Below are 11,643 nucleotides of genomic sequence, written 5' to 3'. Positions count from 1 at the left end.
CGAGNGNGNGACAAAATTACAGTATCAAAAAACTTGGGAGATATCCTCTCAACAATCACAACAGGGGTTTAAAGTTCAGAGTTAAGATAATCTAGATTAGACCAGCTGAATCTAGACATACACAACCGATTATTTCATTCGGGAACAGCTTTTGTCAACTATGCTTATTATCAAGGTCAGGTGATGATTCGGTTAATGCTGGCTAACCCTGAACTGCAAAAAGCCGATCTAGAAAAGTTTTTGCATAATTTCATTCATGCTGGTAAACTCTTCATGCTGGTACACTAGGTGAAGCTGTTAAAGGATAGAAGACATCATGAAAGATAGCAAAGACTTTTACGAAGGGATCGGATTGACTTTGCTCGATCCTCAAAATGAGACGGAAGGAGTCAGGGAGTATCAGAAGTTAGAAGAAGAATTTATCAAGAGAACCTTTGAAGGGGTGGATAGTGTTCTGGAGGTAGGATGTGGTGAGGGACGTTATCTTCGTCATCTTGCCCCCCTTGTCGGCAAGATCACAGGAATTGATTTTGCCGAACAACTGGTAAACATAGCTAAAGAATCAACTGCAACTTTTGATAATGTAAAAGTCATTCTCGGAAGAGCGGAACATTTACCTACTCTGGTTCAAGAAAGGTTTACTCATGCTTTACTGGGATGGAATACCATCGGCAATATTCCTCAAGAAGTTCATGAAATTATTTTCGATAATCTCGAAAAATTAGTAGACAAAAAGATATTTATTTCGACTTTTAAATGTGCTCCATAAGTCATGGATGAGCGCTTACGCTTTTATGCTAAAACCGGTTTAAAAGTAGAAAGGATCAATGGCAATCAAGTGATTTTAGAACGGGGTTCCCATTTTCCTAATGCTTATCCTTTCAGCTATTTTCAGGAATTGCTTGAATCAGTAGGATTTTCTATGGAAACTCATGATTTGGGCTTTGTTGGTGTGATGATCGAAGGAACTAAAAAATAACTTGACTGAATGATATTTTCCCCACCTTGAGGAAAATATCAACAATCACAACAGGGCTTTAAAGGTCAGATTTAAGGTCATAGGCATATACCGTAGCCTCCCCATGGGAAGCACGCCCCGCAATCGCTCCATTGATTAGCTCCTTTGCAGAGCCATCCCCTAGCACCGCTTCGACCTGAGCCACAAACTGGCTCATTTCAGCAGGTGTCAGCAACGCAAATGCCACATCTGTTGACCGCCAACCAGGGTCGAGGCTAAGCCTCACCATCTGTTCATCCTGGGCTTCAATCCAGTGGGATTCCGCTGGGGTTACATTACCAGTCATGGTGAACCCCATTTTCTCCATCAGCGATGTGAACCAAACACCCTCGGTCACGGACCAGACCGAATCCAGACGCTCCCACGCTGATTCTGGAAATAGGTTAAAATGCCAGTAAGCTTTACGACGCTGCTCTCGGCTAGTCGTGACAAGTACAAGTCGTCCACTAGGTTTCAGCACTCGTTTGGCTTCCCCGATCGCCTGCTCACATTGCTCCGTTAAAGATGCTGAATGGACGTCTTCCCCTCCAAGGTGGTGTAGCACTTGGGCCAACAGCACTAGGTCAAAGGAACCGTCTTCAAAAGGAAGCTTGGTGACAGAACCCACCTCAAAGCTGGCATTGTCCAAGTCTTGACAATGTTCTTTGGCGATCGCAATCCGCGCGGAATCGGTGTCAATTCCCACAACTTTACTCGCCACCTCAGCAAGGTATCGTGCGTGCTGCCCTGTGCCGCAGCCAGCGTCTAACACCATATCTCCTGGCCGGACAAATCCCAAGATCTCTTTTACCCCAAAGGGGCTGCGTGCTTGGTTGTATTGGGCCGCTGACTGGTCTGAATTGTTGTCGCCGTAACCAGCCTGATTGTCATCTTGCTTCAGGTAGTGCTCGATATTATATGGTTTCCTTGGCATCCCCTGTTTCCCCTACATAACGCTCTGTCCGCAGATCGGGGTCGTGGGCCACCACCCGGTGCATTCGGCGCAGGCCAAGGTAGTCTGCCCTAGCCAGGTGCTGCACTCCAAAGTTGTCCCAGATCACCACATCCCCCTTAGTCCAGGAATGGCAAAGAACCTGGTCTGGACGGTTGGCTTGCTCAAAGACGCGGTTCAAAAGTTCCGTACTCTCCTCTTCCGACATTCCTACCAAGGACACCGTGAAATTTGAGTTCAGATAGAGCAGTGGCACACCTGTGTCGGGATGCTTAATCACTGCCGGATGAATAGCCTGCACGTCATTAGTCACATCATCCGGTCGGTTGACCCGGGCATAACCCTTCTGGAGAGAGTGGAGAGCGCTGATACCATGCAACTGCTCCCTTAGTTCTGGTGAGAGATTGCGGTACATTTGGTTAGCATTTTGGAAGCAGGTATTACCACCGTTAGGAGGCAGGATAAACCCACATAATACGCTGGCCCGGGATGGGTTCATTCGCCAACTCATATCTGAGTGGAATAGGAAGGAATCCGCTGGAATCCCCGTGTCACCCATGGTTTCCAGAATTTGCACCTTGCCAGTGCTGTCTTTGGGTGCGTTTACTGGGTGGTAGTTCTCGATCTTCCCGAAAAGCCCCGCCAACTTTAACAGACTTGCATCAGCTTGGATTGGTTGATCACCGAAACTGCCTCCGTCAGGAGGGATGATCACTACCCCATTTTCGTAGAGCAGCTCTCGAATGCGATCGCATTGTTCTGGGGAATTAAGATCAACGTTCGTCAGCTTCACCCCAAAGGGTTTGAGTTGATGGACTGCAAGAGTGGATAAGGTTTTCATGGATATTGAACTGTTTAACTGGTAAACCGTTATGATACACTGGTAATTCTCTGTTCCAGAATATCCGGCTCAATCTCTTCAGGTTTAAAAACTAAATCAGGTTTGAGGTAGTGTAACGGATAATCTTGGCGCATCCGTTTGTAGCCTGCACTAGTAATATTGAGCACAATGGTGTCCTTTTTCCCTATTTTACCCGCTTCAACTGCTTGAATTAAAGCACCAGTAGCAACACCGGCAGCAGGACTAACATCTATTCCTTCCAATTTTTCAAATAAAATTCTTGCTTTCTCTGATTCGTCATTAGTCACACCATACATTTCTCCCTCAGTATCAGCCAATGCTTCATAAAGTCCTCCTGCAAGAGAGTAAGCCGGGTTTCGGTTGGTAAGTACCTTTGCAGAAACCTGACTAATGGATTTTTTTGCTTCTATTTCGCTCAAAGCAGTAATGTCTCGACTACCTGCTTTCCAGGCATCGGTCATGGGGGTAAAAGGAATATTTTGACAGAGGTGAAGCTTGATTTTTTTGTTGCCAAATCTGCCATCTGCTAAAAATCTGAGATTGGCTTCGTAAGCTGAAATCCCACCAGTACCGGAACCCACAGCTTGGAAATAGTGATCAGGAATTTCCCCAATGGTTACTGTAGCATCCACAACGGTTAGCCCCATGCCATCCCGTCTGGCTACATTTTTAGCTCCTCCTTCCGGAAAGAAACCCTCTAATTCACTGATAATTTTTCCGATCCGAATGGCATCGGAGTAGTCACTATTCCCACCAACAGCAATCAGACGAACACAAGAATCAAACGGCTCCTTTGACCAGATGGCGGATAAATTTTGCTCTGGAATGACCAAGCAAAAGGGAATCTTCAGCTTAGAGCAAACCGTAGCAAACGCTCGGCCAGTATTTCCAGCTGAAGCAACGACTAGGGTTTTGGGGTTATCCTCTGGTATTCTAGCTAATATCGGGAAAGCTTCTAATTCTTTAAACGAACAAGTAGAAAGATCAGCATCTCGCTCTGGCCAGTAGCCATTGAAACAAATGAAAAGATGATCTAATCCGAGATGGTGAGCCAGATTTTTGCTTTGATAAGTAATCGGTTTACCTTCTGTCTCTAAGTATCGATCAACCGGTAGCCAATCGATATATCGGAATAAACCTGGGAGATTCTCTTTGACTTCTAGCTTTTCGTTAGGATAGACAGCACGCAGAAGGGATGGCTCATGTTCTTCGTCACAGCAAAGGCGGAAAGGGTCTGGTTCATAGTCTTTTCCACACAACGTGCAACGCAGGATATATTTGAGTTTAGACTTCATTGTGATTAGTCCTTGGCTACCGCAATATTATAACAGGTAGTTAAAAATAGTCCGATTTGGAAGTCGGGAGTCGGGAGCGGTGCGACCCGTGGCGAATTTAATTCGCCAACGGAAAGCGCACCGAGGGAGTCGGGAGTCGGGGGAGATTTTTATGAAGTATAATGATCCTGGTATAGTTTGAGGGTTAATAAAAAAAAGCGACACTCTTTGCTGAGCATCACTTTTTTTAGGTCTATAGCAGTCGAAGTAAAGGTTAAAACATCGGTAAGCATTCAGCGGTCAGCCGTCAGCCGTCAGCCGTGAGCTAAAAGCTCACGCTACTTGAGGTGCCGACGTAATAGAGATTAAAATAATGCTGACCTCTTTTATTCAAAAGCTGATAGCTGCTAAGCATTCAGCCGTCAGCCGTCAGCCAAAGGCTGATACGCGACACGCTGATACGCGACACGCTGATAGCTGATAGCTTACAGATATAGTTATGTTCCCTGTTCCCTTTAAACCAAAAAACTATCTCCTATTAATAATAGGTTCCCGACTTACGATGATGCAGAGCAGTTACTCCATCAGATAGCACCTTCCCATTTTTAACTACCCCATAAACTAGCCAGTGGTCACCACATTCCATCCGATTTTCTACAGTACATTCCAAATAAGCTAGGGCATCACTTAGTATTGGACAACCATTCTCTGATTCTTCGATCTTTATCCCACCAAATCGGTCTTCACCAGGTCCAAATGGTTTAAGAAACTGTTTCATCAAGGGTAAATGTTTCCCATCTTCTAACACATTCAATACAAAGTTATCCCCAGTGTGCATCAAAGACTCAACTGCTCGTTCTTTAGCTACCGCTACGGTTAACCCTGGAGGCGTAAAGGTAGCTTGAGATACCCAGGAAGCTAGCATCGCTCCGGTCAGGTCTTGTTGTTTAGTAGTCACAACACACAGTGAACCAATCAACCGTCCCACCGCTTGCTCCGTGCGGGCAGCGGAAGACTCACCAGCAGGTTGCTTGGGTTTCCGGGCTTTTTTGGCTTTTTTCAGGGCTTGAGCAAAATCTGTACCGGCTTCTTCACAGTATTTGAGGTCTTTGTCTGTAGGCTTAAATTTGACCCGAATCGTCTCAAAGCCAAACTTGTAACCCGCATCCCGGAACTTACTTTCTAATAGGTCTATGGCTTCCCCACTCCAGCCATAGGAACCAAAGACACCCGCTAGCTTAGTTTTAGTAGCGCTAGATAAAACCATACCCAAAGCGGTTTGAACCTGGGTTGGTGCGTGACCTCCTAGGGTAGGAGAACCCATGATAAATCCGTCTGCTTTCTCCACAGCAGCGCCAATCTCTTCCGGGTCAGCTGCTTCACAGTTAAGGGATTCTACCGATACACCAGCTTTAGTGATACCTCGTGCGATCGCTTGGGCAATTGCTCCAGTATTGCCGTAAGCTGAGGCATAAATTAGGGCAACATTAGCCTCTTGAGCTTGTTGTTGCTTACTCCATTTTCCATAGGATTCAGTCAGTTCTTGAAAGCCATAGCGCACCAAAGGTCCGTGACCGGTAGCATAAAGCTTAGCATCAAAGTCATCTAATTTAGCTAAAGCTGTTTCCACCTGTCGGGCGTGGGGTGCCATCAGGCAATCAAAATAATAGCGTCGGTCTTCGTCATAAACCCTCCAACCTTCATCCATTACCTGGTCGCCACAGACATGAGCACCAAATAATTTATCTGTAAATAGGATTTGAGTTTTAGAATCGTAGGTACAAAGCTGATCAGGGAAACGGGGATTAGGGGTAGGGATAAAATCTAGGATGTGACCTTTCCCTAAATCGAGAGTGTCATCCCCTTTCATTACCAGGATTTTGAGCTCCTGTTCTGGAATAGCTTTATCCTCTAGTTTCTCAAACAGAGTGCGCAAGGATTTAGCACCAGGATTGGAACAAACAAAGGTAATATTAGGAGCAAGTTTGAGCAGAGCATTCAGAGTAACCAGGCGATTGGGATTAATGTGACCGAGGATGACATAATCGATCAGCTTTGGGTCAAGGCGTTCTTGTAATGCTTTGAGAAATACCTCTGTAAAGGATTCTCCTGGTGGATCGAATAGGGCGATTTGATCAGCTCTAATGACAAAAGAATTAGCAGTGGTGCCTCGTTGCAAGGCATATTCGATTTCAAATTTGAGCCGGTCCCAAGTACGCGATCGCAATATGAGGGTATCGGTAGCAATATAGAGAGGTTGGACGTCACGGGGTTTTGTAGTGTTCATGGTTCAGGTTAGCCGATTACATTTAGAACTGCTATTAATGTTTAGTAATGATTTCCCACTTTCCGATGGTGGATAGCAGTCAGAGACTCTGGCTTAGAAACCCGTCCGGTGTCAACGGTAGAGTAAACAATCCAATGATCACTACACTCCATACGAGTGGTAACTTTACACTCTAGATAGGCTAGGGCGTCGCTCAGAATCGGGGAACCGTTTTCTGCGGTTTGTGTATTAACCCCTGCAAAGCGGTCAGCACCAGGTTTGAAGCGCTTGAGGAAGTGTTTCATCAAGTCTTGGTAGTTGCCTTCTTCCAGTACATTGAGTACAAAGCGGTCTCCCACTTGCATCAAGGATTCAATCGCCCGGTCTTTGGCTACAGCAATGGTGAAACCGAGAGGCTCGAAGCTAGCTTGGCTCACCCAAGAGGCTAACATCGCACTCTTGACATCCCCTTTCTTAGCGGTAATGATGTATAACCCACCACTGATACGACCTAGGGCTTTGTCTAGGTCTGTATCTAGGGATTTCATGTTCTTGATCAAGCGATCGCGACTCAACCATTGCCCGATGTCAGTACCAGCTTCTTCACAAAGCTTGTAAGTGGTTTCACTAGGAGTGTCTTTGATGCGAATCCCAGGAAAGGCTTCTTTGAGTCCTAGGCTTCTCAATTGACTGCGTAGGGGGTCAATCGGTTCGTCATCTTCGCCATAGGATTCAAACAGACCAAAGGATTGCTTGGATTTGACCGCAGCCAATACCGTGCTAACTGCTGCTGTAGTGTTGCTGTTTGTGGCTGGAGCCATGCCAATCACTATGCCAGCCGCGCGGTTGACCGCTTCCTGAACCTCTTGGGGGTCAGCGGATTTGAGGTCCATCATCTCCACAGCAATCTCAGTTTTGGTAATCCCTAGGGCGATCGCTTGAGAAATGCGATCGCTATAGCCATAATCTGAGACATAAAACACAACAACGGATTTTTCTGCCTTGGCCTTAGCTTGACTCCAGTTGCGGTAATTTCCTACCAGTTGTTCTACATTGTGGCGCAGTAGAGGACCATGACCATTAGCAATAGTAGTCACCTCTCCCAACTTATCCATCCGCTTGAGAGCAGATAGCACTGAACGGGCATTGGGAGCCATCAGGCATTCGTAGTAAAATCGATAATCTGCTTCGATAGCGCTGAGGTTGTCATCATAGGTGCTAGCAGAGCAGTAGTGCATGCCAAACACATCACAAGTATACAGCACCTTAGTCCCCCCATCGTAAGTGAGCATGGTGTCGGGCCAATGGAGATTAGGGGCATTAACAAAATCCAGGATATGCCCATTGCCTAAATCTAGCTGATTACCAGTTTTGACAATTTGGCGCTGAAACGGTTGATGTACAAAGTCTTCCAGGAACTGGATTGCCACTTTTGAGCCCACCACAGTAATATCTGGAGCCAGTGCAAGGATATCTTTGACTAAGCCACTGTGGTCTGGTTCGGTATGGCTGATAATTAGGTAATCAATATCGGTAGGGTTAATTAGTCCAGTTAGAGTATCTAAATATAGCTGGCGGAATTTTTCATGGGAGGTATCGACCAAGGCAATTTTCTCACCCCGAATCAGATACGAGTTGTACGTGGTGCCGTTTTGTAGTCCAAATTCGATGTCGAAGCGATCGCGATCCCAATCCAAAGAACGAATAGTTGTGGTATCTGGAGCAATCTCGCTAGTCTCTATGGTTAGCCGCTTTTGAACCCGGTCAGTGAGTACTACCATCCCTTTACTCCTTTATCCGCTATTTTTAAGTTATGTAACTTTTCTTTATTTTTACACAAATATCTTCAAAAGCTGGATTTAAATATGCTATAGCTCTGATTTAGGATTGGTTATAGTTCAGTCACCACCAATAGCTGATAGCTAATGCCCTAGGCTAATCCTAGCCTTAACCAACCTTGGCTTTTAGGCCACGCGCTTCGCAGCAAAGCGGGACGCGCGTCCATCGCGTTCAACCTTGGCCTTTCGGCCACGCGCTTCGCAGCAAAGCGGGACGCGCGTCCATCGCGTTCAATAACCTTCAACATTCAACCTTGGCTTTTAGGCCACGCGCTTCGCAGCAAAGCGGGACGCGCGTCCATCGCGTTCAACCTTCAACCAACCAACCTTCAATCTTCAACCTTCAACCTTGGCTTTTAGGCCACGCGCTTCGCAGCAAAGCGGGACGCGCGTCCATCGCGTTCAACCTATCGGTAGAGTTGTGTCCTCCCTACTCCCTACTCCCGACTCCCGACTCCCGACTCCCGCGCAACCGAAAACGAAAGGACCTAACCCAATTGATAACTGCTATATGACAACTAAGGCAAACAGCTTTTTAGGATTAGTGATTGGCAATTCCCGGCTACATTGGGCTTGGTTTGTGGATAACACCCTCAAAAAAGCCTGGGATACCAACCATCTAACCCCAGCAGCTGTAGCGCAGTTAATCAAGGACTGGACGTCTAATGTAATGTCAGAGGAAATTTTCCCACCCCAGTTAGGAGCTCAGGGTACAGACACATCCAAGCCATTACCCCTTTACATCGCTTCAGTAGTACCTGCCCAAACAGCACTCTGGCAAAACTATTCCGATACTACAATATTGACCCTGGAAGATTTACCCCTTTCCGGACTATATCCCACCCTAGGCATTGACCGCGCCTTGGCGTTATTTGGTGCTGGTCACAGGTATAGTTATCCAATTTTGGTTATTGATGCTGGTACTGCTCTAACCTTTACTGGTGCTAACCAAAACCTACAGCTAATCGGAGGGGCTATCTTGCCAGGATTAGGATTACAGTTACAGTCTCTAGCACAAAAAACTGGAGCATTACCCGCCATTGAACTACCAGCTCAGTTACCAAAGCGTTGGTCACTCGAAACATCAGGAGCCATGGCAAGTGGTGTGGTCTATACAGTATTAGCTAGTATCCGGGATTTTATTGAGGATTGGCAAAGGGAGTTTCCCAACAGTCCGATTGCTCTGACTGGTGGCGACTCTGAGCAGTTAGTTACTTATCTCCAATCTCAATTTCCTGGAATAGCAGCTCAGATTATTGTTGATCCTTACTTAATCTTTTGGGGAATGTTGTCAGTCGTTGGTAGTTAGTTGCTGCGGTGACTTTTGTGGGGAATGGGGAATTAAGCAACGGTGATATTACCCTCAAAATAGTCCTGTAACTGACGGTCATGGTCATGGCTGAGGTTTCCCTTAGGGATAGCTTCCAGTTCAAACGCCTTGACTTCACTAATTTCCAATACGTCCTGTACCTCCATGGTTCCAGTCACATCAGCTTCTACCAGAATACAGATAGAATGGACTCTGGGATCTCTTCCTGGTGCTGAGTAAACCCCAACTAACTGGCGAATCTTGAGCAACTCAAGTCCGGTTTCCTCAAATAATTCCCGTTCGATAGTCGTTGGAATATCTTGACCCCAGTTAACCATCCCTCCTGGTAGAGCCCACTTACCATTGTCACGACGTCGAACTAGCACAATTCGCCCATCCGGCAAGAGTGGAATGATGCTCGTACCGGTAATAGGATGTCGAAATATAATCCCCAGAACTGTTTGGACAAATTGCCATAATCTTCTCATGTGATGATAGGGCTATGAAGTGTGTGTGTTGGTTTTACTGACTGCTATGATAGACATTATGGATGCAAGTTCGGTAACGTCAGTGATTGAAAAGTCCATTGTGATGCAATTCAACGTTGAACGTCTGAGTAGTTAACAGCTAGGAGCCTAAGGAATACCTGACCGGTTCACAGGCGAATCACTTCTGGTTAAATCTCTGTCTTGATGCAAAGCGCGAATAGGGGGTCTCTTTTGACCGCACCGGTAGTCGCTCATGGGGTGCCCTCCTTTGACCGATCTGCATCAATGTCATAACCTGGGTAGATATGCACCAGTGCTTCGCCCTCTCACCGACTTTCATCTGAACATTTTCGATCAGATGGACAACTCTAAATGACTATATACATTGGCAACCTAGATTATCAGGTTACCTCTGAAAACTTACAGGAAGTATTTCAGGATTATGGTACAGTATCAAAAGTAGTAGTTCCTAAAGATAGGGAAACAGGTCAAGGGCGTGGATTCGCTTTTGTTGATATGGGGACAACGGATCAGGAAGAATCTGCCATTGCTGAGCTAGATGGTGCAGAATGGATGGGGCGTTCTATGCGCGTCCGCAAAGCTAGACCAAAGACTAACGACAACGACAACAATCGAGGAAATCGTAGTCGCAGTGGGTTCTAGAATAAGTTATAACAACAGTAGGCTTCGAGGACAATCAAGAAGTCTGTTGTGGAAAACTAACCATTTTCCTTTGCCGTGGGTGACCGAAAAAGTGGGTCTCAAGCCCCGTCCTTCTAGGAGGGCTTTTGTTCACTGTGGTATAATAAAAAGGTAGCCTAGCACAGACAGGATTCGTCGGTACTGTCAACAAACTAACGACGTAAAGCGATGCTAGTACATGAGGCGCGAAAAACCTCATTAAAAACGTATGGATCAAGCGCGGATACCGACAACCAGTAAAGCAAATCTTAAAAGATGAAAGTACCGTGGGGTTAGAAGTTACCGTAAGAAGAGTGGAGCCAAAATCGGCAAAGTTTTAACCCTTTTACCCATAGACGACTAACCATAAAGGCTCCACTCTTCTAAGGTTTCGTCTCCGGCACACGGAAACTGAGGAAACTCAACGCTTAGGGAGATAAGCCCACTGGGGTTAGTTAAATTAAGCTCAATATTTGGTTTTTAACGGATATTTGGCTTAAATATTGCCTTTGGCGGATAACTAATTTTAAGGCATGTCGAAGAACTAAGAATCCCCGTCCTTCCAGGGCGGGGAGTGTCAAATGGGTAACTTAAATAAACCAAGCTGAATCTAGTCTAAGACTTGGGTTTGATAGTGTTTTTGTTTTTTTATCAATGAGGTAGACATGGCAAAGCGCCGCAATCTAAAAAAGGAAAAGGCGCAGCGGAATCAAGCTTACGCCCGTAAGTTTCGGAAATCCAAGCGTAATACGGGCCGTTTTTCCAAAAATAGACGGTACGGTAGCAAACCTCCTAAGTCGGAGGAAACAACAGCAGAAACTAACAACGAGGATAATTACCAAGGTGGTACTGGTGCGATGTAAGGAGTCAGCTATCAGCTGACTGTCATAGCTGACTCCTTACATCCGATCAGGCAGCTACCCCAGTTGATTAACTACTGTTGATGTAGAAAACTTAGGAGTATCGAGTCAGGAGC

General features: G+C 45.9%; 11 protein-coding genes. 5 read left to right on the top strand and 6 right to left on the bottom strand.

Features of this window, described 5'->3' with window-relative positions:
- Window positions 1–316: 316 nt before the first annotated feature.
- Together LYNGBM3L_RS34185 and LYNGBM3L_RS21690 are read left to right on the top strand one after the other, a co-directional pair.
- Entirely contained in the window at window positions 317–769 is a 453-nt protein-coding gene (locus LYNGBM3L_RS34185; protein WP_008187909.1) for a class I SAM-dependent methyltransferase, read from the top strand.
- A 3-nt stretch (window positions 770–772) separates the two neighbouring features.
- Window positions 773–979 (top strand): hypothetical protein, encoded by a 207-nt coding sequence (locus LYNGBM3L_RS21690; protein WP_008187908.1) that lies wholly within the window; start codon window positions 773–775, stop codon window positions 977–979.
- A 58-nt stretch (window positions 980–1,037) separates the two neighbouring features.
- Here LYNGBM3L_RS21690 and LYNGBM3L_RS34180 read toward each other — a convergent pair whose 3' ends face one another.
- From LYNGBM3L_RS34180 to LYNGBM3L_RS21665, 5 genes are all read right to left on the bottom strand, one after another.
- Window positions 1,038–1,931, bottom strand: a complete 894-nt coding sequence (locus LYNGBM3L_RS34180; RefSeq protein ID WP_008187907.1) for a class I SAM-dependent methyltransferase — start codon at window positions 1,929–1,931, stop codon at window positions 1,038–1,040.
- Entirely contained in the window at window positions 1,912–2,790 is an 879-nt protein-coding gene (locus tag LYNGBM3L_RS21680; RefSeq protein WP_008187906.1) for a TauD/TfdA dioxygenase family protein, read from the bottom strand. The genes LYNGBM3L_RS34180 and LYNGBM3L_RS21680 overlap by 20 nt, the downstream gene beginning before the upstream one ends.
- A 29-nt stretch (window positions 2,791–2,819) precedes the next feature.
- The gene (locus LYNGBM3L_RS21675) at window positions 2,820–4,106 is read right to left on the bottom strand and encodes a cysteate synthase (protein WP_008187905.1); all 1,287 of its coding nucleotides are present in this window, start codon (window positions 4,104–4,106) and stop codon (window positions 2,820–2,822) included.
- A 517-nt stretch (window positions 4,107–4,623) separates the two neighbouring features.
- Entirely contained in the window at window positions 4,624–6,372 is a 1,749-nt protein-coding gene (locus LYNGBM3L_RS21670; protein ID WP_008187904.1) for a diflavin flavoprotein, read from the bottom strand.
- A 41-nt stretch (window positions 6,373–6,413) separates the two neighbouring features.
- On the bottom strand, window positions 6,414–8,132 hold the full coding sequence (locus LYNGBM3L_RS21665) for a diflavin flavoprotein (protein ID WP_008187903.1): 1,719 nt from the start codon (window positions 8,130–8,132) through the stop codon (window positions 6,414–6,416).
- Window positions 8,133–8,700: 568 nt separating this feature from the next.
- Between LYNGBM3L_RS21665 and LYNGBM3L_RS21660 the strand changes: the two genes are divergently transcribed.
- Complete coding sequence (locus LYNGBM3L_RS21660; RefSeq protein ID WP_008187902.1) at window positions 8,701–9,498, top strand: pantothenate kinase; 798 nt, start codon at window positions 8,701–8,703, stop codon at window positions 9,496–9,498.
- A gap of 32 nt (window positions 9,499–9,530) precedes the next feature.
- Here the strand turns inward: LYNGBM3L_RS21660 and LYNGBM3L_RS21655 are convergent, their stop codons facing one another.
- Complete coding sequence (locus LYNGBM3L_RS21655) at window positions 9,531–9,986, bottom strand: NUDIX hydrolase (RefSeq protein WP_008187901.1); 456 nt, start codon at window positions 9,984–9,986, stop codon at window positions 9,531–9,533.
- A 372-nt stretch (window positions 9,987–10,358) separates the two neighbouring features.
- Between LYNGBM3L_RS21655 and rbp the strand changes: the two genes are divergently transcribed.
- Complete coding sequence (gene rbp / locus LYNGBM3L_RS21650; protein ID WP_008187900.1) at window positions 10,359–10,649, top strand: RNA-binding regulator; 291 nt, start codon at window positions 10,359–10,361, stop codon at window positions 10,647–10,649.
- Between the two features lie 683 nt (window positions 10,650–11,332).
- Window positions 11,333–11,530: an Asl3888 family RNA-binding protein gene (locus tag LYNGBM3L_RS21645; protein WP_008187899.1), complete on the top strand. Its 198-nt coding sequence runs from the start codon at window positions 11,333–11,335 to the stop codon at window positions 11,528–11,530.
- Window positions 11,531–11,643 lie beyond the last annotated feature (113 nt).

Source organism: Moorena producens 3L, assembly GCF_000211815.1.
Classification (GTDB): Bacteria; Cyanobacteriota; Cyanobacteriia; order Cyanobacteriales; family Coleofasciculaceae; genus Moorena; species Moorena producens.
Note: the sequence above shows the minus strand (reverse complement) of the source record. Positions and strands in the feature narration are given on the sequence as shown.

Coding starts and splice junctions, on each gene's coding strand:
- LYNGBM3L_RS34185 (WP_008187909.1), top strand. CDS start 317: ATGAAAGATAGCAAAGACTTTTACGAAGGGATCGGATTGACTTTGCTC.
- LYNGBM3L_RS21690 (WP_008187908.1), top strand. CDS start 773: ATGGATGAGCGCTTACGCTTTTATGCTAAAACCGGTTTAAAAGTAGAA.
- LYNGBM3L_RS34180 (WP_008187907.1), bottom strand. CDS start 1,931: ATGCCAAGGAAACCATATAATATCGAGCACTACCTGAAGCAAGATGAC.
- LYNGBM3L_RS21680 (WP_008187906.1), bottom strand. CDS start 2,790: ATGAAAACCTTATCCACTCTTGCAGTCCATCAACTCAAACCCTTTGGG.
- LYNGBM3L_RS21675 (WP_008187905.1), bottom strand. CDS start 4,106: ATGAAGTCTAAACTCAAATATATCCTGCGTTGCACGTTGTGTGGAAAA.
- LYNGBM3L_RS21670 (WP_008187904.1), bottom strand. CDS start 6,372: ATGAACACTACAAAACCCCGTGACGTCCAACCTCTCTATATTGCTACC.
- LYNGBM3L_RS21665 (WP_008187903.1), bottom strand. CDS start 8,132: ATGGTAGTACTCACTGACCGGGTTCAAAAGCGGCTAACCATAGAGACT.
- LYNGBM3L_RS21660 (WP_008187902.1), top strand. CDS start 8,701: ATGACAACTAAGGCAAACAGCTTTTTAGGATTAGTGATTGGCAATTCC.
- LYNGBM3L_RS21655 (WP_008187901.1), bottom strand. CDS start 9,986: ATGAGAAGATTATGGCAATTTGTCCAAACAGTTCTGGGGATTATATTT.
- rbp (WP_008187900.1), top strand. CDS start 10,359: ATGACTATATACATTGGCAACCTAGATTATCAGGTTACCTCTGAAAAC.
- LYNGBM3L_RS21645 (WP_008187899.1), top strand. CDS start 11,333: ATGGCAAAGCGCCGCAATCTAAAAAAGGAAAAGGCGCAGCGGAATCAA.